This is a genomic window from Streptomyces sp. NPDC051963 (assembly GCF_044593495.1).
Lineage (GTDB): Bacteria > Actinomycetota > Actinomycetes > Streptomycetales > Streptomycetaceae > Streptomyces.
Genome location: NZ_JBIUCC010000001.1, coordinates 1,123,475 through 1,146,555 on the forward strand (window position 1 = coordinate 1,123,475; position 23,081 = coordinate 1,146,555).

Here is a 23,081-nt window from a genome sequence, read left to right on the forward strand (position 1 = left end):
AATTCTCTCTTTTCCTAAGGTCAGGGGCTGGTCAGGAATTCGGATTCCGGAGGTGGGGGCCGCCTAGCATCGACCGCGCCGCCTCGTTCGTACGTACGACCCCCCGGAGGCCCGGCGTGCCCGAAACCGCACTCGCCGCCGAACCCGAACCCGCATCGTCCTCCGTCTCCGGCTCCACCGCCCGGCGGCGCCCCCTGCTGCTGGCGGGCTGTGCTCTGCTGACCGCCGGAGCGGTGACGGCCGCCGTGCTCGTGGGCGGCGCCTCCGGTGACGACACGCACCGGGCGACCGCGGCCGACGGTCTCCGCCACACCGCGGTCGAGGTCACTCCCGCCGGTTGTGGACGCGGGTGGACGCACCCCGAACCCGGCCACCAGGTCTTCGACCTGAGCAACACCTCCGGCACCGCGGCCGAGGTCTATCTGACCGACCCGCGGACAGGCGCGGTGTACGGCGAGGTCGAGGGGCTCGCCCCGGGCACCGTCCGCCCCATGGGCGTGACCCTCGGCAGGGGCTCGTACGCCTTCAAGTGCCTGGCCGACGACGCGGACGCCGTCACGGGCCCGACCGTGCGCATCACCGGCGGCGGGTCCGTGCACAGCGGCCCGGCCGCGGTCCCGGTCACCGAGCAGGACCTCATCCCGCCCACGCTCGCCTACCAGAAGTGGATCCAGGACCGCACGGTCGAACTGGCGCGGAAGACGGACACGCTGAGCGACGCCGTCGACCGCGGGGACCTCGCCGCCGCCCGGGCCGCCTGGCTGCCCGCCCACCTGGTCTACGAGCGGATGGGCGCCGCCTACGGCACCTTCGGGGACGCCGACGCGGCGATCGACGGCACCACCGCCGGACTGCCCGGAGGGGTGCGCGACGCGGACTTCGCCGGCTTCCACCGGGTCGAGTACGGGCTGTGGCACGGCGAGTCGGCCAGCGGCCTGCGCGGTCCGGCCGACCGGCTCGCCAAGGACGTACGGACGTTGCGGGACAGCTGGCCCGATCAGCGGATGGACCCGGCCGACGTCGGTCTGCGGGCGCACGAAATCCTGGAGAACACCGTGCAGTTCGAACTCACCGGCCGTACCGACTACGGCAGCCACACCAACCTGGCGACCGCCCGCGCCAACCTCGATGGCACCCGGGTCCTGCTCGGGTATCTGCGCCCGCTGCTGAAGGCCCGTGCCGCCGGCCTGCCCGGCATCGACGCCTGGATGAACCGTGTGCAGAGCACCCTCGGCGGATTCGAGCACGACGGACGGTGGACTCCGCTGACCCGGCTGACGCGTGCCCAGCGGGAGAAGGCCGCTGCGGACCTGGGCGAACTCGTGGAGCGGCTTGCCGATGTGGCCGCCCTCACCGACGTACGGAGGACCGCGTGAACCGCCCGGACGACGTGGGCCGCCGGGGCTTCCTGGCGGGAGCGGCGGCCGTCGCCGGCGCCGGGCTCGTGGCCGCCGACCACTCCACCGCCACCGCCGCCCCCAGCGCCGCCGGCGAGCGCGTGTCGTTCCACGGGCGCCACCAGGCCGGGATCCTCACACCCGCCCAACGGGCCACGGCGTTCGTGTCCTTCGACGTCACCGCCGAGAACCGCGGTGAACTGGCCGACCTGCTGCGTACCGTCACCGAGCGGGCCCGTTTCCTCACCTCCGGCGGGAGTCCCGAACCGCTGGGCATCACCGCCCCGCCCAGCGACTCCGGCACCCTCGGCCCGGACCTGCCCGCCGACACACTGACCGTCACGGTCGGCGCCGGCGCCTCGCTGTTCGACGACCGCTACGGCCTCGCGGCCCGCAAGCCGCACCGGCTCACCGCGATGGCGTCCTTCCCCGACGACGACCTCGACGCGGCCTGGTGCCACGGCGATCTGAGCGTGCAGTTCTGCGCCGGGAACGCCGACACCGTGCTGCACGCGCTGCGCGATGTCGCCCGGCACACCCGGGGCGGCATGCAGGTGCGCTGGCGGATGGACGGCTTCGTCAGCCCGCCCCGCCCCTCGGGCACCCCGCGCAACCACATGGGGTTCAAGGACGGCACGGCCAATCCGGATGTGCGCAACGCCCGTGAGATGGCCCGTCTGTTGTGGGTGGGCGACGGTGACGGCGAGCCGGAGTGGGCGGTCGGCGGCAGTTATCAGGTCGTACGGCTGATCCGGATGCTGGTGGAGTTCTGGGACCGGGTCTCGCTCACGGAGCAGGAGCGGATGTTCGGCCGCGCCCGCGACACCGGCGCGCCCCTCGACGGTCGGCACGAGACCGACACCCCGCAGTACGCGCAGGACCCCAAGGGCGACGTGATCCCCCTGGACAGCCACATCCGGCTCGCCAACCCACGCACCGCCCCGACCTCCGACCAGCGCATCCTGCGCCGCGCCTACAACTACGACCGCGGCACCGACAGCAACGGCAACCTCGACATGGGACTGCTGTTCTGCTGCTACCAACAGGACCTGGCCCGGCAGTTCGAGACCGTGCAGAAGCGGCTGGCCGGCGAACCGCTGGTCGACTACGTCACCCCGTTCGGCGGCGGCTACTTCTTCGCCCTGCCCGGAGTTCGGGACGCCTCCGACTGGCTGGGACGCGCGCTGTTGGCGTGAACTCGCCCGCCAATACCGGTCAAGAACAGGCCAAAAGCCCATGGGGCTTTCCTGACCGGACGTTCGCTCGACCGTCGTTGTCGCTCAGCCGGGCCGCCGACACGATGGCGGAGGATCCGGCCGTAGCAGGCCGACAGGTGGCACAGCCACCGATACTTCACCGCTTCCTCGGAAGGCGAGACAGCATGTCCGGCACAGCAAGAACTCGGGTGGCACGCCTCAGTGCCCTGCTCGGCGCCGCGGCGCTGGCGACGGCAGGCGGGATCGTCCCCGCGGCGGCCTCGACGCACGGCGGGCACGGTCACTCCGGCACGCACACCGCGACGCCGATCAAGCATGTGGTGGTGATCTACGACGAGAACGTGTCGTTCGACCACTACTTCGCGACCTACCCGAAGGCCGCCAACACCGACGGCACCCCCTTCAAGTCCGCCTCGCACACCCCCAAGGCGGACAACCTCCTCAACGCCGGGCTGCTGAAGACGAACCCGAACCTCTACCTGCCCGAGCGGCTGGCCAGTTCGCAGGCCATGACCTGCGACCAGAACCACTCCTACGGCCCCGAGCAGTACGCGGCCGACGGCGGCAAGGCCGACAAGTACGTCGAGAACACCGAAGTCAGCAAGTGCACCGGGCTGTTCGGTGAGCCCGGCCTGGTGATGGACTACTACGACGGCAACACCGTCACCGGCCTGTGGAACTACGCCCAGCAGTACGCGCTCAACGACAAGTCGTTCAGCTCGGTCTACGGCCCCTCCACACCCGGCGCCCTCAACCTGATCTCCGGCCAGACCCACGGCGTCATATCCGTCGACCCCGCCTCCGGCACCGAGAACCCGAAGCAGACGTCGACCCCGGACCCGTACGCCGTGGTCTCCCCGGACGCCAAGGGCGTCGGCACGGTCACCAACGACCCGGACCCGGCCTACGACGACTGCTCCGACAAGGACCACACCAGCAGCAGCGCGCTCGCGGTGATGCAGGGCAAGAACATCGGTGACCTGCTCAACGCCAAGAAGGTGAGCTGGGGTTGGTTCCAGGGCGGCTTCCGGCCCAGCACCGCGTGGGACGGCAAGAGCGGTGACCACGCGCAGTGCGCCGGTGCCACCCACACCGACATCGGCGGCGCGGCCTCGGAGGACTACAGCCCGCACCACTCGCCGTTCGAGTACTACAAGTCGACGTCCAACCCGCACCACCTGGCCCCGAAGAACGTCGCCGAGATCGGCCACGACGGACGGGCCAACCACAACTACGACCTGACCGACTTCGACGCCGCCGTCAAGGCCGGAAATCTGCCCGCCGTGAGCTTCCTCAAGGCCGCCGAGTACCAGGACGGCCACGCCGGCTACTCCGACCCGACCGACGAACAGCACTTCCTGGTCAAGGAGATCAACGCGCTCCAGCAGTCCCCGGAGTGGAAGTCGACCGCGGTCGTGGTCGCCTACGACGACTCCGACGGCTGGTACGACCATGTCGCCTCGAAGGTCGTCAACGGCTCGAAGGACTCCACCGTCGGCTCCAACGGCAAGGCCGTCGACAGCGCCGCCTGCCAGTCCGGCCCGGCCGCGGCGAACGGCTACGCGGACCGCTGCGGACCCGGCACCCGGCAGCCGCTGCTGGTCGTCTCCCCCTACAGCAGGGTCAACTCGGTCGACCACACCGCGACCGAGCAGGCGTCGATCACCCGGTTCATCGAGGACAACTGGCACACCGGCCGGATCGGTGACGCGTCGTTCGACCAGCGGGCCGGCACACTGACGAACATGTTCGACTTCCGGCACCCCAACAACAAGCAGGTGCTGCTGAATTCGGACGGCTCGGTCAAGTCCGTGAAGAAGATCCCGCACTCCACGCACACGGCCATGTCCACCTCCGCCAAGGGCCCGTACGCCCCGTACACACAGGACCTCGCGGCACAGAACGTCGCCGACTCCACGTCCGCCTCCACCGCCCTGCCGATCGCCGTCGCAGCCGGCATCGCCACCGCGGCGGCCGCCGTCGGCGTGGTCGCCCTGCGCCGCCGCCGGGCACACAACTCGGGCACGCCCACGGCCGGGTGATCCACTGACCGACGCACGGTCGGTGGCGATGACACCGTCCCGACCGGTGCACGGACAGCCCGTCGCCCTTGGCGCCCCGGACGCAATGCCCGGGGCGCCGGCGCCGCGGACAGCGGGGTCCGGCTTCAGTGTGCGGGTGCCTCGGTAACCACGATCTCGTCGATGCTGCGCTCGATGTCCTCGGGCCGGGACGCGGTTGCCCTCGCCCAGTAGTAGATCAGCAGCGAGAACGCGGCGACGACCAGCATGTCCCACCACAGGCCCAGATGCCCCTCGCCGCCGAAGCCGCCCTGCCAGGAGATCAGGCCCAGGCCCAGCAGGTACACCAGCAGCCACTGCGCCGCCTTCCAGTCCAGTCGGGGCGCGTCGGGCCGCCCCGCGGCGACGGCGTACCAGGCGTACCCGCCGAGCAGCAGATAGCCGATGACGATGGCCACTCCGAGCCGCCACAGCGTGTCCCAGCCGGCCCAGTAGATGATCAGGTTCGCCACCACGAACGACAGCGGGGCGACAACCCTGCCGCCCGGCAGTCGGTACGGGCGTTCACGCTCCGGCAGCCGGTCGGCGAACACGCCGTACGCCAAGGGGGCACCCGCATACATCAGGACGCTCGCCGAGGTGATGAAACCGACCAGCTCCTGCCAGCTGGGGAAAGGCAGGAAGCAGACCACGCCGGTCACGAAGGAGATGATCAGCCCGAACCAGGGCACGCCCCGCCGGTCGGTGCGGACGAACGCCTTGGGGGCATAGCCGTTCTTCGCGAGACCGTAGGAGACGCGCGAGGTCGCCGTCGTGTAGATCAGGCCGGTGCCGCCGGGGGAGATCACCGCGTCGATGTAGAGCACCACGCTCAGCCATCCCAGACCCACCAGGGTCGCGAGACCCGCCCAAGGCCCGCTGATTCCCTCGAAGTTCAGCTTTGCCCAGCCGGCGGCGAAGGTGCTGTGCGGGAGCGCCGCGATGAACACCACCTGGAGCAGCACATAGACGACGGCACCGATCGCCACCGAACCCAGCGTCGCCCGGGGCAGGTCCCGCTTCGGGTCACGGCTCTCGCCCGCGAGCTGGATCGCCTGCTCGAAGCCCAGCAGCGCGAAGATGATGCCGCTCGAACTGATCGCGCTCAGCACGCCCTTCGCACCGAACGGCGCGAACCCTTCCGAAGTGAAGTTGCCCGGGTGAAAGTTTCCGGCAGCGATCACGAAGATGGCGAGCAGTGGCACAGCGATCTTCCACCACGTGGCGGCGCTATTGGTGTGCGCCAGCACCCGGACGCCGAAGAAATTGACGGCCACGAACACGGCCATGAGGAATACGGCGACCGCGAACCCGGACGCGGTGAGCGTTCCGTCCGTGTGCTCGAAGCCCTTCGCCCAGCTCCAGTGCCCGGCGTATCCGATCATGGCCTCGACCTCGATCGGCGCCACGGTCGCCGCCTGCAGCCAGGAGAACCAGCCGAAGGACATCCCGGCCAGACCGCCGAAGGCGTAGTGCGGATAGCGCGCGGTGCCGCCGGCCACCGGGAACATGCCGCCGAGCTCGGCGTGCACCAGCGCCAGCAGCACGATCGCCACCGCGCCGATGACCCAGGAGACGATCGCCGCTGGCCCGGCCATGACCACGGCCTTCTCGGCACCGTAGAGCCAGCCGGATCCGATGATGGAGCCGACCGAGGCCCACATGAGCCCGATCAGTCCGACGTCCCGCCGCAGACCGGACGGGCTCCCTTGTGTCTCCGGTATTGCATCGACGCTTACCATAAATTAATGAGCCTCTCACGAAATGTCTGCATTTCACGTGCCAGAGGCTCCAGATTAGGAATCGCAGGTCTTTTCGCTGAAGATACCTGCCGAAAATTTGACCGCCTTACGGGTATTTCCTGGAAAGCGTTTCAGGAATTCGCGAGATCCCGGAAACCTGGACGACTTGGATTCCGCAAACGGCGCACATGCGTCGGCGTCGTTCCGTCGCGCGAAGTTACCCGTGCGTTCCGCACATCGGAGTGATGACAGCGGTAACTGTGCAGGGCGGTACCCGGCGTGTCAGCGTCGTCCCCGTCGGCGACCGGCGGGAAGGAGAAGGCATGAACAAGGGTTATGCCGTGTACTGCGACGCGGACCCGCACTTCTACGACGCTCCGCACCGCACGGCTTCCCGGACCGGGACCGGGCGCTCCCGGTACGCCGCGGCCTCCTCACCCGTACCGGAAAATTGGCAGCGCAACGAGAGCGGGGACTGGCTCGCTCTGCGCCCGGTCGACGCCGACCTGCCCGTTCAGGGGTGGAAGATCCACATCTCCGCCTGCCTCGACAACGCGGAGTCCGTGCTCGACCGCGTGTGGCGGCACTGCGTCGGCGACGGCACGGCCTTCAAGTTCGTGCCCAGTCGCTACCTGCTTCACCAGCGAAACGCCAAGTACGCGGACCGGGCCGGCAGCGGCAAGTTCATCACCGTGTACCCGGCGGACGAGGCGGAGTTCGAACGGCTCGTGAACGAGATGTCCGACCTGCTGGCCGGTGAGCGCGGACCGCACATCCTGAGCGACCTGAGAATCGGCGACGGCCCCGTCCACGTCCGCTACGGCGGCTTCACCCGCCGCAACTGCTACGACGCGGACGGGGAGTTGCGGCCCGCCGTGACCGGCCCCGACGGCGGGCTGGTGCCCGATCTGCGCGGTCCGGTCTTCCGCGTGCCGGACTGGGTGAGCCCGCCGTCCTTCCTGCGCCCGCACCTCGACGCCCGTTCCGCGGTGACCGTGGCCGGCCTGCCCTACACCATCGAGTCGGCGCTGCACTTCTCCAACGGCGGTGGCGTCTACCTCGCCCGCGCCAAGGGCACCGGCGAGCGGGTCGTCCTCAAGGAGGCCCGTCCGCATGCCGGGCTGGCGGCCGACGGCGCCGACGCCGTGACCCGGCTGCACCGTGAACGCCGGGCGCTGGAGCGGCTGTCGGGCCTCGACTGCACGCCCGAGGTGCTCGACCACCTCACGATCGGGGAACACCACTTCCTCGTCCTGGAGTACATCGACGGCAAGCCGCTCAACACCTTCTTCGCCCGCCGTCACCCGCTCATCGAGGCCGACCCGGGTGAGCGGAGACTGGCCGAGTACACCGCCTGGGCCCTCGACGTCCACGCGCGTGTGGAACGCGCCGTCGAGGACGTCCACGCCCGGGGCGTGGTCTTCAACGACCTGCACCTGTTCAACATCATGATCCGGGACGACGACAGCGTCGCCCTCCTGGACTTCGAGGCGGCCCACCGCGTCGACGAACCGGGCCGTCAGACCGTGGCCAACCCGGGGTTCGTGGCGCCTTCCGACCGGCGGGGCGTGGCGGTGGACCAGTACGCGCTGGCGTGTCTGCGGCTCGCGCTGTTCCTCCCGCTCACGAGTCTGCTGGCCATCGACCGGCGCAAGGCGGCTCACCTCGCCGACGTGGTGGCGGAGCAGTTCCCGGTGGACCGGGCCTTCCTGGACGCGGCGGTCGACGAGATCACGCGCGTCGACGGCGCCCCCTCGGCGCGAGGGCCGGCCGGGCCGGTGGCTCCGGTCCGCCCCGACGACTGGCCGCGCAGCAGAGACTCCATGGCCGAGGCCGTCCGCGCCTCCGCGACGCCGTCCCGTACGGACCGTCTCTTCCCCGGTGACATCGCGCAGTTCGCCACGGCCGGCGGCGGGCTGGCCTTCGCCCACGGCGCGGCGGGAGTGCTGTACGCACTGGCCGCGAGCGGGGCGGGACGGGACGAGGACGGCGAGCAGTGGCTGCTGGAGCGGACCAAGCAACCGCCCTCGGGGATGCCGCTCGGTTTCCAGGACGGGCTCGCCGGAATCGCCTGGACGCTCGACCGGCTCGGCCACCGCGACCGTGCCCTCGACCTCACCGAGCTGCTTCTCGACCAGCCCTTCGACCAGTTGGCCCCGGATCTGCACGGCGGCACCGCGGGACTGGGCCTGGCCCTGGACTCGCTGGCCGTCACCACCGGGGAGACCGCGCTGCACTCCGCGGCTCTGCGCTGCGCCGAACTTGCCGCCGCCGGCATGCCGGTCGGGCGCGGCGAACCCGCCCGCCCCCGCGCGGGGCTGCTGCACGGTGCCGCGGGACGCGCGCTGCTCTTCATACGGCTCTTCGAACGCACCGGTGAAGGTGCCCTGCTCGACCTCGCCCGCGACGCGCTGCGCCAGGACCTCGCCCGCTGTGTCCGCGGCGCGGGCGGCGCGCTGCAAGTCGACGAGGGATGGCGCACCATGCCCTACCTGGGCGCCGGCAGTGTGGGCATCGGCATGGTGCTGGACGACTACCTGGCGCACCGGGAGGACGCGGAGTTCGCGCGGGCCCGGACAGAGATCGTGGCCGCGGCCCAGGCGATGTTCTACGCCCAGCCGGGTCTCTACCGGGGCGTGGCCGGCATGGTGCTCTACCTCGGCCGCACCACGGCCACGGCGCCCGGCACCGGCCCGGAGGCCGTCCGGCGCCAACTCGACGCGCTGTCCTGGCACGCCATGTCCTACGACGACCGGCTCGCCTTTCCCGGCGAGCAGATGATGCGCCTGTCCATGGACCTCGCCACCGGAACGGCCGGATGCCTGCTGGCCGTCGCCTCCGTCCTCGGCGACGCGCCCGCCGGGCTGCCGTTCCTGCCGCCGCTGCGCCCGAGCAGTGGCCCCCTGACTCGGCCCCACCAGGGGTCGTGAAGAAGCACACCCGCTGCCGTACGAGAGGAAGATGTCATGAACCTGTTCGACCTGCAGTCGATGGAGACCCCCAAGGAAGAGGCCATGGGGGACGTCGAGACCGGTAGCCGCGCGAGCCTGCTGCTCTGCGGCGACAGCAGCCTGAGCGTCACGACCTGTAACTGACGCCGGAGTTGCCGACCACGGCGATGTGGTGAGCCATCTCGCCGGGCACAGCGCCCCGGGGTCCACTCCCGGGGCGCCGACGCCTGCCCGCGCGGTCACCAAGGCTGGGCGGGCCGCCGAATCCGTTGGGTCCGCCGGGTCCGCGACCGGCGTTCCAGGGGGACGGACGGAGGTATTCGCTGATGCGGACGAGCAGGCCCTGGGGACGGCAGACGCCCCGGACGCGGGAGGGGGCCGACGGCTCGGCACCCGGGCGCACGCCGGAAGCACTGGTGCTGCTGTGCTCGGTCGCAGCGGCCGCGGCGGCGGTGGCCCAGCCTCTCGTCCTCGGCCGCACACTGGACCTGCTGCTGCGTGACGGCGACGCGGGCCGGTGGCTCCCGCTGAGCGCCGGGCTGCTCCTGGGCGAACTGCTGCTGGACAGTCTGACCTCGCTCTTCACCGGACGCTGCAACGCCGCATGGACGGCGTCCATACGCTCCCGTGCCCTGCGCGGACTGCTCCGCGCCGTACCCGACAGCGCGCGCGCCCACCCGCCCGGGGACGTCGGGACCCGCCTCACCCTCAACGCCGCGGACGCGGGCGGCGCCCCGGCGGCCCGCGCGGCGCTCGGGGCCTCACTGATCACCCCGCTGGGCGCACTCGTGGCACTGGCCTTCGTCGACATGTGGGTGGCCGCCTGCGTGCTGACCGGTCTGCCCGCCCTGGCGCTGGTGCTGCGGACCTTCGCCCGTGACACGGGCGCCTCGGTCGCCGCCTACCAGCGGACGCAGTCCCTGATCGCGTCGCGGCTGCTGGAAGCCCTGGAGGGCGCGGCCACGATCGGCGCCGCGGGGACCGGCGAGCGCGAACGCGCCCGCATCCTGGCGCCGTTGGCGGAACTGACCGCCCAGGGCCGGCACATGTGGGCGCTGCACGGACGGGCGCTCGGCAGGAGCAATGTCCTCGTCCCACTGCTGACGCTGGCCGCCACCGCGGTCGGCGGCCTGCGACTGGCGGCCGGCGAACTGAGCGTGGGTGACTTGCTCGCCGCCTGCCGGTACGCGCAGCTCGCGGCCGGCATCGGCGGTGCCGCGACCCTGCTCGGCGCGCTCGTACGCGCCCGCGAGGCACGACGCCGGACCCAGGAGCTGGAGCGGATGCCCCCGTTGGCGTACGGATCGCGGCGGTTGCCTCCGGACGGCCCCGGCGAGCTCGAACTGCGCGGTGTGCGCGTGGTGCGCGAGGGCAGGCAGGTGCTGCGCGCCGACCTCCTGCGGGTGCCGGGCGGCAGCACGGTCGCGGTGGTCGGCCGCAGCGGGGCGGGGAAGTCCGTCCTGGCGGCCGTGGCGGGACGGCTGATCGACCCGGACGAGGGGTACGTGCTGCTGGACGGCGTTCCACTCGACCGGTTGACGCGCGAGGCACTGCGCACCGAGGTGGCCTACGCCTTCGAACGCCCTGTCCTCGGTGAGGGCACGGTCGCGGAAGCGATCGCCACCGGGTCGCGGCAGCCGGCCCCCGAGCAGGTACGGCAAGCGGCCCGCGCGGCGGGCGCCGACAGCTTCGTACGCCGGTTGCCGCACGGTTACGACACCCCACTGCCGCAGGCGCCGCTCTCGGGCGGGGAACACCAACGTCTCGGACTGGCGCGGGCGTTCGCGCACGCCGGACGGTTGCTGGTCATGGACGACGCCACGTCCAGTCTGGACACCGCCACGGAGCACGAGGTGAACCTGGCACTGCGCCGCTCGGTGCGGTTCGGCACCAGGCTGGTGGTCGCGCACCGCCCGTCGGTCGCGGACCGGGCGGACCTGGTGCTCTGGCTGGAGGAGGGCGAGGTGAGCGCCGTCGGGACGCACCGCGAACTGTGGCACACGGCCGGCTACCGCGCGGTCTTCGGCGCCGGCGGGACCGGGGCAGACGACGTGACGCCGGGCGAAGGGCCCGCACGCCGCCATGAGCCCGAGGAGGTGCGGCCGTGACGTCCGCAGGGAACCGGGATGTGCGGGACCCAGACGTCGACGGCCCCCGGGACGACGGGACCGGAGCGCTGAGCCGCCTCGCACCGCAGGCGCGTCGCTTCCTCGCCCGCCGCAAAGGCGTGCTGGCGCGACTCGCGCTCTGGTCGCTGGCCGAGTCGGGGCAGGCGTTCCTGGTGGGCTACGGGGTCGCCCGCTCCGTCGACGAGGGGTTCCTCGCCGGTGACCCGCGCCGGGGACTGTTGTGGCTCGCGATCGCCCTGGCCGCCGTGCTGTCCGGCGCCCCGGTCGTCCGGGGGGTGTTCGCGCAGCTCGCCGGGTTGACGGAGCCGCTGCGCGACGGTCTGGTGCGGCATGCGGTCGACCGTTCCATGGCCCAGGCGGCCCGCGGCGGACCCGGTGGAACGGACCGGGCGGCCGTCTCACGGCTGACGAACCAGGTCGAGATCGCCAGGGACAGCTTCGCCGGTCTGGTTCTCACCCTGCGTTCCTTCGTCTTCACCGCCGTCGGAGCCTTGCTGGGCCTGCTGTCCCTGAACCCCGCCCTGCTCGTGGTGGTCCTGCCGCCCATGGCGGCTGGACTCGCGCTGTTCCTGTGCACGCTGCGGCCCATGGCGGCGGCCCAACGCCGCGCCCTGGCGGCGGACGAGGCTCTGGGCGATCACGCGGCGCGGTCCCGCGCGGCGCTGCGGGACCTCACCGCGTGCGGGACCGGGCCCCGGGCCGAGCGGCGCGGTGCGGACCTGGTCGCGGATGCCGCGGCGCAGGCCCGGACCCTGGCGGGCTGGGCGGCAGTGCGCACGGCGGCCCTCGGCGTCGCCGGCCAACTGCCCGTGCTCGCGCTGTTGGTGGCGGTGCCCTGGCTGCGCGGGCGAGGAGTGAGCGCGGGTGCCTTGCTGGGGGCGTTCACCTACCTCGTCCAGTCCCTCCTGCCCGCGCTGCACACGCTGATGACCGCACTGGGCGCGGCCGGTGCCCGGCTGCTGGTCGTCCTCGACCGGGTGCTCGGCCCGGTGCCGGACGCGGCGCCGGGAGTCACGAGCCCGTCGGGTCCGTCGGAGGCCGTTCCGACGGCTCGCACCGCCGCCGACGGCCACGGTCGCGGAACCGGTGCACGGGCACCGGCAGACGTGGTGCGCCCGGTACCCGGACCCGCGGCCCCGGCGGTGGAACTGCGATCCGTCACCCTGTCGTACGGCGTCCGCGCCGAGCCCGTACTCGACGCGCTCGACTTGCGCGTCGCCCCGGGGGAACACCTTGCCGTGGTCGGGCCGAGCGGCATCGGCAAGTCGACCCTCACCCGCCTCGTCTCGGGGACGCTCCCGCCGAGCCGCGGCGAAGTGCGTGTGGCCGGACGCGTGGTGACGGGACGCGCCGCCGCCGAACTCTCCGCACTGCGGGTGCTCGTCCCCCAGGAGGCCTACGTGTTCTCCGGCACCGTGGGCGACAACCTCGCGTATCTGCACACGGACGCGCGCCGGGGGGAACTCGACGCCGCTGTCCGGGTACTGGGTCTGGAGCCGCTGGTCGAGCGCCTGGGCGGACTCGGGGGCCGGGTACGGCCCGCCGAACTGTCCCCGGGGGAGCGGCAGTTGATCGCGTTGGCCCGGGCGTACCTGTCGCCCGCCCCCTTGCTGCTGCTCGACGAGGCCGGCTGCCACCTCGACCCGGCGTCCGAGGCCCGCGCGGAGGAGGCCCTCGCGGCACGGCCCGGAACGCTGCTCGTGGTGGCGCACCGGCTGTCCTCGGCGGTCCGTGCCGACCGGATCCTGGTGCTGGACGGCGTACGGGCGGTATGTGGCACGCACGACGAACTGCTGGGCCGTTCGCGTCTCTACCGCGACCTGACGGGCCACTGGCAAGCGGACCCGCCTCGACGGCCGTGACCGCGGCCCGCACCGTGCGGCGCCGAGGCCGTGGCTACGGTCGCGTCACGTCCAGCCGGCGCTCTGGACGATGCGTATCGCGTCGACCCGGTTGCGGGCTCCCACCTTCCGGATCGCCGTGGCCATGTAGTTGCGGACCGTTCCCCGGGACAGATGCAGGCACGTCGCGATCTCAGCGATCGGCGCCCCCTGGGACGCCAGAGCCAGCACACCCAGTTCCCGGGTGGTCAGCGGCATCTCCGCGCCCTTCAGCAGGGCCACGGTGAGCGACTCGTCCAGGAAGCGCTCACCCCTGGCGACCGTGTGCACCGCCGTGATCAGCCGATGCGCCGGGGCGTTCATGTCGACCAGCCCGAGGGCACCGCCGTCGAACGCCCGGCGCAGCACCCCCGGCCGCTTGGCCGTCGTCAGGACGACGAGCCGGTCCCCGTACCGGGTCCACAGGCGCTCACCGCGCCCCTTGTCCGGGCCCGTCAGACACTCGCCATCCACGACACAGACGTCGGCGCACAGCGCTTCGCGATCCGGAACGTCGGCGTCGGGACAAAGCGACGAGACGTCCAGTGTGTCGTCCGATCTGAGCAGTTGTGCCAGCGCCGAGCTCAGCAGTTTCTCGTCGTGCACCACGAGAGTACGAACCATCTCCCCCACCCCCTGTCAGCGGCTGTCACGTTCCTGAGCCGGCTCCCCGCGGCCAACGGACCAAGTGCCCCCGTCCGGTCCGGCGGAACACGACGCGTGCTCACGCACGAACCGCACCGGAGTCAATCCGCCGTCTTCGGCGCTCCGTCGGGCGTGTGCCGAGGCGAGTGCCCGAACGAAGAAGGGCGGATAACACACCAGTCCACGCTCCGCCCTCGCCCGGACGGGCAGCGACCAGCGGCCGCCTGTTCCTCGTCCGGGCCCTGGCATCCGGGTCCGGCCGAAAATCGCCGCTGTCCAATCTGGCGCGAAAAACACCACCCCGATCGAGACCCAGGACTCTCGGTGGGTGCAGCCGGCACCTCACGCAAGGAACGACAACCGAACCAACCTGTCTGCATTGTCACGATTCGTGTCCACAAAACTCCCTTAAGACAACCCCGGCCTGCTCGGCTCCACGTTGTTTACTTCGCCGCAACCCGTCATTGGATCCAAATATCTACACTGCGGATCCTTGTGACCGAACGGGCACCACGGAAGGGTCATCGAATTGACCACGCCGACGCACCGCCACCCGGACCCCATGTGACCCGCCACGGCGTGCGGCGGATCGTGCCGCTGCTGCTCGGCTGGGAGGAACTCCCCAAGTCGGTCTCGGTGCACGGCGCCCCGTACGAGGAGCGGCTGCGCGAGCCCGTGCCCGCGGTGCTGCTGGAGTGCGACGGCGGCTGGCTGCTGCTCGACACCGGTTTCAACACGGCCCTGATCCGGGACCCCGCGCTCCGCCGCCGCTTCTACGGCTCCCCCAACTACCGTCCCGTCCTGCCCGGGCCCGGCGAACCACTGGAGGAGGCCCTGGACGCGGCCGGTATCGCGATGGACGCGATCCACGCGGTGGCGGTCAGCCATCTGCACGCCGATCACGCGGGCGGGCTGAAGCACTTCGCGGGCCGGGCGCCGGTGCATGTGCAACAGGCCGAGCTGGCCTACGGGTTGTCGGGGCGGCCCGAGGTGGAACGGCACTCGATCTTCCGGGTCGACTTCGACGATCCCCGCATCGACTGGCGGCAGGCCGACGGCGATATGGAGATCGCGCCCGGGGTGACGGCCGTACTGACCGCCGGGCACACACCAGGACACCAGAGCTTCGTGGTGGACCTCGCGGCCGGCGGAGGGCTCGTGTTCGCCTTCGACGCCGCCGACCTCACCGAGAACATCGAGCACGAGCTGCCGATCGGCGCCTCGATCGGGGTCGACCCGGAGCAGACGGTGGAGCCGATCCGCCGGCTCAAGCGCATCGCCGCCGAGCGCGGCTACGAGCTCATCCCCGGCCATGACCCCGTGGTCTGGCCGGAGTTGATGCGGCGCCGGTTCACACGCCTTTAACTCCCGGGACACAAGGAGGATTTCGTGACCCGTGAAGCTCTTTTTGGATCCAATCCAGCACACATTAGATCCAGTTTCCGAGGATCGGTGCCCAAGGAGGCCCACATGCCGGACCGTTCACATGGATCGCTCTCGCCCGGCTCCACCACGCCGGAGGTCTCGCGCCGGACCATGCTCAGGGGCGCCGGACTCCTCGGTGTGGGCGTCGGGTTCGGGCTCCCCGCCCTGTTGAGCGCCTGCGGTGCGGCGGCCGACGACGCCGACGGAAGCGGCAAGGGCGGCACGCTGACCCTCGCGATCGACGCGACGAGCGCCGTCAACGACCCGGCTTTCTACACCTCGTTGGGCGACTGGATGGCCGTCGACTGCATCTGTCGCGGCCTGAGCTTCATCTCCTTCGAGACCAACGAGCCCACGCCCGACCTGGCCAAGAGCTGGAAGATCTCCGACGACCTGCTGACGTACACCTTCACCCTGCGCGAGGGCGTCAAGTTCCACGACGGCACCACCCTGACCTCGGCCGACGTACTGGCCAGCCTGGGCCGGCAGTTCGACGAGAACGACAAGACCCTCCCCAAGGGCGGCACCCGGCCGCTGGCGAGCCTCGGCACCAACGTGGCCTCGCTGACCGCCGAGGACGACCTCACCGTGAAGATGGTCCTCAAGCAGCCCGACCGTACGGTGCTCGGCCGACTGTCCGACATCGGCGGCCGCATCATCTCCAAGGCCGCCCTGGAGAAGTACGGCGCCGACATCGGCAAGCACCTCGTCGGCACCGGCCCCTTCGCCTTCTCCTCCGCCACCTCCGGCCAGGCGATCACCCTGGAGGCCTTCGACGGCTTCCGGCTCGGCAGACCGCCCATCGACCGCCTGGTGCTGCGCCAGGTCCAGGACCCGTCGGCCATCGTCAGCTCGCTGCTCAGCGGCGATGTGTCGGCGACCCAGTTCACGCCGTACTCGGCGGCCGACCAACTGCGCGGGGACGACTCGGTCACCGTCTACGACACCCCGCACAACGCCGACGCGATCATGATGATCGACGCCCGGCGCATCCCCGAGATCAAGGTGCGCAAGGCGATCAACCTCGCCGTCGACCGCAAGGCCATCCTCAGCCAGGCGTTCTTCGGCATGGGCAGCGAGCCGAAGGGCTACACCATCCCGCCCGCCCAGAACGGCTACGACACCGCCCTCGCCGACCTCAGCACCCAGAACGTCGCCCAGGCGAAGCGGCTCGTCACCGAGGCCGGCGCCGAGGGCCGCACCATCCGGATCATGGCGGCCAGTGACTCGTGGCACCCGAAGGCCGCCCAGATCGTCGCTCAGAACCTCACCGACGTCGGGTTCAAGGTGAAGACCACCTCCGTCGACCCGGCCACCTACTTCGGCCGCCTCCTCGACCCGGACGACGAGTACCACGACCTGATGATCTGGGAACGCAACACCTACGTCCCCGACGCCAACGACATGGTCGGCGCCATGGCCAGCCCCACCGGCATCTACGGCTCCAAGATCACCGGCATGGACACCCTCGACGGCGTCGACTCCCTCGCGGACGACCTCTTCGCCGCCAAGAACCTCCCGGACGGCAAGAAGCGCACCGCCGCCTACACGAAGATCCAGCGGCGCTGGGCGGAGGAGTACATGGTGCTGTCGATGCTGGCCTGCTTCACCAACCTCGTCGTCAGCGGCTCGCAGGTGAAGGACATGAACACCAGCGCCCTTGCCAACCACCGGTGTTACATGGAGAAAGCCAGTGTCTGACGCGGCCTTGGCCACCGTCACGCGCAGGCCGTCCGTCGTGGCCGCCCTGCGCGGGCGTCGGCTCGCGCGGTCCTGGCCGGCCGTCCTGTCCTGGCTCGTCCTGGCCGCCGTACTCCTCGTCGCCGCCGTCGGCCCGCTCCTCGTCCAGGCCGACCCACTGCGCCAAACCCCGTCCGCGCTCCTGCCGTTCGGGTCTGCCGGGCATCCGCTCGGCACCGACGACCTGGGCCGCGACGAACTGGCCCGGCTGGTGCACGGGGCACGCCCGCTGCTGCTGGTGTCGTTCGCTGCGACGGCTCTGGCCGCCGTGGCGGGCACGGCGATCGGGCTCGTCGCCGGGTACGCGGGCGGGGTCGTCGAACAGGCCCTGATGCGCCTGGTGGACCTCGCCCTCGCCTTCCCCTCCATTCTCCTCGTCATCCTGCTGGTGGCGGCGGCCGGACCGGGCACGGTCAGCCTGATCGTCGGCATCGGCGTCTCGCTCGCGCCCGGACTCGCCCGGCTGGCCCGCGCGTTGACGGCCCGCGAGGCGGCCCGCGACTACGTCGTCGCCTGCCGCCTCGGCGGCACCGGCACCCCGCGCATCCTCGTACGGGAACTGCTGCCGAACATCGCGGGCCCGATGCTCGCCCAGGTCGTCATGACGCTGTCGGTCGCGGCGGGCTTCGCCGCCGGGCTGTCGTACATCGGCCTCGGCATCCAACCGCCGCAGCCCGACTGGGGATACATGGTCCAGGCGGGACAGGAGTTCCTGTACTCCGCACCCCGGCTGGTCGTCCTCCCCGCCACGCTCACTCTGCTGTTCGTCGTCGCGTGCAACTTCGTCGGCGACGACCTGCGCGACGCCCTCGATCCCCGGGGGACGGCATGAGTGCGTCCGCGCCTTCCCTCGTTCGCGTGCACCTGCCCAAGTGGGCCAACAGCACAGCCCTGTTGGTCGTACGACGGCTGGCAGTCATCCCCGTCGTCCTGTTCGCGTTGGCCAGCCTGGTGTTCCTCGCGATACGGCTGCTGCCAGGCTCACCCGCGACCTCGCTCTCGGCGGGCCGCGGCGACATGTCAGCGGCCGACGTGTCGGCGAACGAGGAGCGGGTCACCAAGGCACTCGGCCTCGACCAGCCGCTGCTCACGCAGTACGGCCACTTCCTGAACGACCTGGTGCATCTGCGCCTGGGCACTTCGTTCTTCGGGTCCAACAGCGTCCTCGGGCTGCTCGGGGACGCCCTCCCGGCGACCATCGAGCTGACCCTCGCCGCGATGACGATCGCGGTCGTGCTCGGTGTCGTCACCGGCGTGATCGCCGCGCTGCGCAAGGGCAGTTGGGTCGACACCTCGACGCGGGTCGTGGCCACGGTGAGCTTCTCGCTGCCCTGGTTCGCGCTCGGTGTGCTCGGCATCGTGGTGTTCGGCGTGTGGCTGCGCTGGCTGCCGGTCCTCGGCCGACTGCCCAGCTCGCTCGACTACCACCCGACGACCAACTTCGTGCTGCTGGACGCGATCCTCCAGGACCGCCCCGAGCTGGTGTGGCCCTGGATCCAGCATCTGATCCTGCCCGCCGTGACGTTGGCGCTGTCGATGGCCGGGTTAATCACCCGCATCGTGCGCGCCTCGGTCCTGGAGGTGCTCGGCGACGACTTCGTACGCACGGCCCGGATGAAGGGCCTCAACGAGGGCGTGGTCGTCCGCCGCCATGTGCTGCGCAACGCCTGGCTGCCCATCGTGACCGTCCTGGGGCTCCAGTTCGGCTCGCTGCTCGGCGGTTCGGTGATCACCGAGACGGTCTTCTCGTACGCCGGTGTCGGCCGCCTCCTCGTGCAGGGCGTCCTGCAACGCGACTACCCCGTCGTCCAGGGCGCCGCGCTCGCCATCGCCCTCCTCTTCACCCTGGTCAACCACGCGGTGGACCTGCTCTACACGGTCCTCGATCCCCGCATACGGAAAGGATGAGCCGCATGGACATCGTGCTGGTCCACGGCGCCGGCGGACGGCCGACGACCTGGTCCGCGGTGGAGCCCTTGCTCGCCGCCCTCGGCCACCGGCTGTTCACCGTCACCAATCCGATGACCTCGCTGACGGACGACGTCGCCCACACCTCCGCCGTGCTGGCGGAGACCTGGGGCCCCGTGCTCCTGGTCGGGCACTCCTACGGCGGCGCGGTCATCAGCAATGTCGGCCGCGATCCACGGGTCAAGGGCCTGGTGTACATCTGCGCGTTCGGCCCCGACGAGGGCGAGACCGTCAACGAGATCGTCGAGCGGTACGAGGAGGCCGAGATCTCCAAGTACATGCGGCGCGGCCCGAACGGCGAGTGGAAGTCGGAGACCAGTCCCGAGTTCTGGGCCGAGATCGGGCCAGACCTCTCCCCCGAGCAGCGGGTGATCGTCGAGGCGGAGGGGCGCAAGGCGGAGAACCTCATCTTCAGGCAGCCGACCGGTGTCCCGGCCTGGCGCACGCTGCCCAGCTGGTACATGGTCGCCGACGACGACCGCACCCTGCGCCCCGAGATCCAGCGGGACATGGCCGAGCGGATGAAGGCGACGGTCGAGCATGTGCCGGGCAGCCACTACACGACCCTCGTGTGGCCGCAGCGCGTCGCCGACCTGATCCACACGGCCGCGCTGGCCGTCGGCACCGCCTCATGACGGCCGCACTCGAACACCCCCCGGTCCAGGCCGTGTCCGAGCCCGTACTCGAAATCCGCGACCTGCGCGTGCAGTTCGACGTGCCCGCCGGGCGGTTGCCGGCGGTGGACGGCGTCGACCTGACCCTCCGACAGGGTGAAGTCCTCGCCCTGGTGGGCGAGTCGGGGTCCGGCAAGTCCGCCCTGTCGATGAGCCTGGTCGGCCTGAACCGGGGCCCGCGCACCCACATCACCGGCGAGGTGACCTTCGGCGGCCGCGACCTGGTCACCGCCTCGGAACGTGAACTGCGCGCGGTCCGGGGCAAGGAGATCGCGGTCGTCTTCCAGGACGCGCTGGCCGCCCTCAATCCGCTGCACCGGGCGGGGGCCCAGGTCTCCGAGATGATCCGCGCCCATCGTGACGTATCGCGCGAGCAGGCGACGGGCCGCGCGGTGGAGCTGCTCGGCGAGGTCGGCATCGCGGGCCCTGACCGCGCGGCACGTTCCTACCCGCACCAGCTGTCCGGCGGTATGCGGCAACGCGTGATGATCGCCATGGGACTCGCGAACGATCCGGCCGTACTGATCGCCGACGAGCCGACAACCGCGCTGGACGTCACCATCCAGGCCCAGGTCCTGGCGGTCCTCAAGCGGGTACAGCGCGACCACGGCACCTCGGTGCTGCTGATCACCCACGACCTGGGTGTCGTGGCCGAAGTCGCCGACCGGGTGGCCGTCATGTACGCGGGCCGGATCGTGGAGCAGGGACTGCGGGACGAGGTGCTGTTCAACCCTCAACACCCTTACACCATGGGCTTGTTGGGCTCCGTGCCGCCGATCGACGGTCCGGTTCTACGACGGCTGCCCGCGATCGCCGGGAGCCCGCTGACCGGGGTGGAGCGGCCGTCCGGCTGCGCCTTCGCACCCCGGTGTCCGTTCGTGCACGACGCCTGCGACGAGCGTCCGGAACTGCGGCGGCGGCACGGTGGGGACGGGCATGTGGATGCCTGTGTGCTGCCCGGTTCCGAGCGCGCCGAGGCCCGTACCAAGGGGGGCGCCGAATGAGCGCCCCGCTCGTCTCTGCCCGCCGGCTGCGGGTCGAGTATCCAGGAAGGGCCGGGGGCCGGGTCAGGGCCCTGCGGGACGTCGACCTCGACATCCTCCGGGGCGAGACGCTCGGTCTGGTCGGTGAGTCGGGGTGCGGCAAGTCGACGCTCGGCCGGGCGCTGCTGCGGGTGATCGAACCCTCGGCGGGCCGGATCGAGTTCGACGGTTCCGACCTCACCCGGCTGCGGGGGCGGGAACTGCGGCGTACCCGGGCCGAGTTGCAGATGGTCTTCCAGGATCCGTTCGGTTCGCTCAACCCCCGCCGACGGGTCGCCGACATCGTCGCCGAGCCGCTGCTGCGGGCGCGCGGAGCGACCCGTGTCGAGGCCGCGCGGGCGGTGGCCGAACTCCTCGACCTGGTCGGTCTGGGCGTGGAGGCCGGGGCGCGCAGGCCGCACGAGTTCTCCGGCGGGCAGCGTCAACGTATCGGCATCGCACGGGCGTTGGCCTCCTCGCCGCAGTTCGTGGTGGCCGACGAGGCGGTGTCGGCGCTGGACGTGTCGATCCAGGCGCAGGTGCTGAACCTGCTGTCGGACCTGGTCCGCGACCGGGGTCTGACGATGCTGTTCATCTCGCACGACCTGGGCGTCGTACGGCACATCGCCGACCGGATCGCCGTCATGTACCTGGGTCAGATCATCGAGATCGCCTCCCGGGACGCCTTCTTCACCGGCCCCGCCCATCCCTACAGCCGGGCGCTGCTCTCGTCCGTACCGGCGCTGCGGCGGCCCGGCGGTGATCCTGCGCGCGAACGGGAGGTGCTGGAGGGCGAGTTGCCCGACCCCGCGAATCCGCCGGAGGGGTGTCTGTTCCGGACGCGATGCCCCATCGCCACCGACGAGTGCCGTACGCGCGTGCCCGAGCTGCGGGAGATCGCGCCGGGGAGAAGCGTCCGCTGTCATCTGCCCCTGATCTCCGGCGACTTCGGACCAGGCGAGTCCGCCAGTCCAGCGATTAAGGACGTGACCCTTTGATCATCGACGCCTACAACACCACGCAGGACGTCCGGGGCCGCTCGGACTACCTCACCGGAGCGCGCAAGGGCCAGGCCCCGCCGCCGCACACGCCCTTCGACCCCCGGCGAATCCTCGACCGGATGGACGCCGCCGGGGTGGACATGGCGATGGTGTGCTCACTCGCCCAGCGCATCGAGAACGACTTCATCGCCTCCCTGGTCGCCGCGCACCCGGACCGCTTCTTCGGCTTCGGGCAGGTGCTGCCGCAGGCCGACGACGCGATCGAGGAGATCGACCGGATGGCCGACGCGGGCCTCGTCGGTCTGAAGCTGCATCCGAGCCTGCACGGCTACCACGTCGCCGACCACGGTCTGCTGGACCCGGTGTTCGAGGCGTGCGCGCGGCGCGGGCTGCTGGTGATCATCAACGCGCTCGACGACGCGTTCTGCGCGCCGTTCGCGATCGAGGAGATCGCCCGCGACCACCCCCAAGTCCCCACGATCATCGCCCACATGGGTGCCGTCTGGAACGTTCCCGAGGCGATCATCGTGTCCGAGCGTCAGCCGCACGTGTACCTGGAGACGTCCGCGACCCTGCTGAGCGACGTACGGCGGGCGTACGCGCGGCTGGGCCCCGAGAAGATCCTGATGGGCAGCGAGTGGCCCGGCTCCGACTTCGACCTGGAGCGTATGAAGATCGCGAAGGCGATCGAGGACGAGAAGGACCGGGCGCTGATCGAGGGCGGGAACATGGCCCGGCTGCTGGGTCTTCCGGTATGAGCGCGGCCGGCGTCGCCTCCGTCTCCGTCCCGCCTTTGATGAGCGTCGAGGACGCCGAACTGCTTTCCGTAGCGGAGGAGTTGCTGGCGCGGGTGTGGCAGCACGGCCGACACGAGGTGGCTACCGCGCTGCGTACCGCCGACGGCCGTATCCACACCGGCGTGCACATGGAGGGTTCCTGTCGGCGCAGTTCGGTCTGTGCCGAAGGGGTGGCCATGGGGGCCGCGCGGGGCGCTCTGCCGGGCGGGGCTCCGCTGGGCATCGCCGCCGTGGTGTCCGTGCAGATCAAACCGGCCGGGCAGTTCCGGATCATCGCGCCGTGCGGGGTGTGCCGGGAGCTGATCAGCGACTACTGCCCGGACGCCACCGTGTGGGTCACCACGGTCGACGGGGACGAGCCGGTCCCGCTGCGCGCCCTGGATCTGCTGCCCGAGAAGAGCCGGCGCCAGTGGTGAACGCACCTTTGAGGAGA

18 protein-coding genes are annotated in these 23,081 nt (G+C 71.1%); 16 read left to right on the plus strand and 2 right to left on the minus strand.

Going from position 1 to position 23,081, the window contains the following annotated elements:
- The first annotated feature begins 116 nt into the window (after positions 1 to 116).
- From ACIHFB_RS04765 to ACIHFB_RS04775, 3 genes are all read left to right on the plus strand, one after another.
- Positions 117 to 1,376, plus strand: coding sequence for an EfeM/EfeO family lipoprotein (locus tag ACIHFB_RS04765; protein WP_400125237.1), 1,260 nt, complete (start codon positions 117 to 119; stop codon positions 1,374 to 1,376).
- Entirely contained in the window at positions 1,373 to 2,593 is a 1,221-nt protein-coding gene (gene efeB, locus ACIHFB_RS04770; RefSeq protein ID WP_400125239.1) for an iron uptake transporter deferrochelatase/peroxidase subunit, read from the plus strand. Before ACIHFB_RS04765 ends, efeB begins: the two co-directional genes overlap by 4 nt.
- Positions 2,594 to 2,778: 185 nt before the next feature.
- Complete coding sequence (locus ACIHFB_RS04775; protein WP_365270055.1) at positions 2,779 to 4,656, plus strand: alkaline phosphatase family protein; 1,878 nt, start codon at positions 2,779 to 2,781, stop codon at positions 4,654 to 4,656.
- A gap of 125 nt (positions 4,657 to 4,781) precedes the next feature.
- On the opposite strand, the gene ACIHFB_RS04780 is transcribed toward ACIHFB_RS04775, so the two are convergent.
- Positions 4,782 to 6,416 (minus strand): APC family permease, encoded by a 1,635-nt coding sequence (locus ACIHFB_RS04780; protein WP_365270058.1) that lies wholly within the window; start codon positions 6,414 to 6,416, stop codon positions 4,782 to 4,784.
- A 323-nt stretch (positions 6,417 to 6,739) separates the two neighbouring features.
- On the opposite strand from ACIHFB_RS04780, the gene lanKC reads away from it, so the two are divergent.
- The 4 genes from lanKC (at position 6,740) to ACIHFB_RS04800 (ending at position 13,358) form a co-directional block, all read left to right on the plus strand.
- Positions 6,740 to 9,346: a class III lanthionine synthetase LanKC gene (gene lanKC / locus ACIHFB_RS04785; protein ID WP_400125242.1), complete on the plus strand. Its 2,607-nt coding sequence runs from the start codon at positions 6,740 to 6,742 to the stop codon at positions 9,344 to 9,346.
- Between the two features lie 36 nt (positions 9,347 to 9,382).
- A complete protein-coding gene (locus ACIHFB_RS04790; RefSeq protein ID WP_006130296.1) occupies positions 9,383 to 9,511 on the plus strand; it encodes a SapB/AmfS family lanthipeptide in 129 nt (42 codons plus the stop codon).
- Between the two features lie 182 nt (positions 9,512 to 9,693).
- Positions 9,694 to 11,475, plus strand: a complete 1,782-nt coding sequence (locus ACIHFB_RS04795; protein WP_400125244.1) for an ABC transporter ATP-binding protein — start codon at positions 9,694 to 9,696, stop codon at positions 11,473 to 11,475.
- A 20-nt stretch (positions 11,476 to 11,495) separates the two neighbouring features.
- Positions 11,496 to 13,358 carry an ATP-binding cassette domain-containing protein gene (locus tag ACIHFB_RS04800; protein WP_400125607.1) on the plus strand — a complete coding sequence of 621 codons (1,863 nt, stop codon included), beginning with the start codon at positions 11,496 to 11,498 and terminating at the stop codon, positions 13,356 to 13,358.
- Positions 13,359 to 13,403: 45 nt separating this feature from the next.
- Here the strand turns inward: ACIHFB_RS04800 and ACIHFB_RS04805 are convergent, their stop codons facing one another.
- Positions 13,404 to 14,009 carry a response regulator transcription factor gene (locus ACIHFB_RS04805; protein ID WP_365270067.1) on the minus strand — a complete coding sequence of 202 codons (606 nt, stop codon included), beginning with the start codon at positions 14,007 to 14,009 and terminating at the stop codon, positions 13,404 to 13,406.
- Between the two features lie 576 nt (positions 14,010 to 14,585).
- Between ACIHFB_RS04805 and ACIHFB_RS04810 the strand changes: the two genes are divergently transcribed.
- The 9 genes from ACIHFB_RS04810 to ACIHFB_RS04850 all read left to right on the plus strand — a co-directional run bounded on the left by ACIHFB_RS04810 (position 14,586) and on the right by ACIHFB_RS04850 (position 23,064).
- Positions 14,586 to 15,386, plus strand: a complete 801-nt coding sequence (locus ACIHFB_RS04810) for an N-acyl homoserine lactonase family protein (protein WP_400125246.1) — start codon at positions 14,586 to 14,588, stop codon at positions 15,384 to 15,386.
- 105 nt (positions 15,387 to 15,491) lie between these two features.
- Positions 15,492 to 17,147, plus strand: a complete 1,656-nt coding sequence (locus tag ACIHFB_RS04815) for an ABC transporter substrate-binding protein (RefSeq protein WP_400125247.1) — start codon at positions 15,492 to 15,494, stop codon at positions 17,145 to 17,147.
- Positions 17,140 to 18,018, plus strand: a complete 879-nt coding sequence (locus tag ACIHFB_RS04820; protein WP_400125249.1) for an ABC transporter permease — start codon at positions 17,140 to 17,142, stop codon at positions 18,016 to 18,018. The genes ACIHFB_RS04815 and ACIHFB_RS04820 overlap by 8 nt, the downstream gene beginning before the upstream one ends.
- Positions 18,019 to 18,044: 26 nt before the next feature.
- Positions 18,045 to 19,094, plus strand: a complete 1,050-nt coding sequence (locus tag ACIHFB_RS04825) for an ABC transporter permease (protein WP_400125250.1) — start codon at positions 18,045 to 18,047, stop codon at positions 19,092 to 19,094.
- 5 nt (positions 19,095 to 19,099) lie between these two features.
- Positions 19,100 to 19,789 carry an alpha/beta hydrolase gene (locus ACIHFB_RS04830; protein WP_365270082.1) on the plus strand — a complete coding sequence of 230 codons (690 nt, stop codon included), beginning with the start codon at positions 19,100 to 19,102 and terminating at the stop codon, positions 19,787 to 19,789.
- A complete protein-coding gene (locus tag ACIHFB_RS04835) occupies positions 19,786 to 20,832 on the plus strand; it encodes an ABC transporter ATP-binding protein (RefSeq protein ID WP_365270085.1) in 1,047 nt (348 codons plus the stop codon). The genes ACIHFB_RS04830 and ACIHFB_RS04835 overlap by 4 nt, the downstream gene beginning before the upstream one ends.
- On the plus strand, positions 20,829 to 21,848 hold the full coding sequence (locus ACIHFB_RS04840; RefSeq protein ID WP_400125253.1) for an ABC transporter ATP-binding protein: 1,020 nt from the start codon (positions 20,829 to 20,831) through the stop codon (positions 21,846 to 21,848). Before ACIHFB_RS04835 ends, ACIHFB_RS04840 begins: the two co-directional genes overlap by 4 nt.
- On the plus strand, positions 21,845 to 22,609 hold the full coding sequence (locus ACIHFB_RS04845) for an amidohydrolase family protein (RefSeq protein WP_400125255.1): 765 nt from the start codon (positions 21,845 to 21,847) through the stop codon (positions 22,607 to 22,609). The genes ACIHFB_RS04840 and ACIHFB_RS04845 overlap by 4 nt, the downstream gene beginning before the upstream one ends.
- On the plus strand, positions 22,606 to 23,064 hold the full coding sequence (locus ACIHFB_RS04850; protein WP_400125257.1) for a cytidine deaminase: 459 nt from the start codon (positions 22,606 to 22,608) through the stop codon (positions 23,062 to 23,064). Before ACIHFB_RS04845 ends, ACIHFB_RS04850 begins: the two co-directional genes overlap by 4 nt.
- Positions 23,065 to 23,081: the final 17 nt, after the last annotated feature.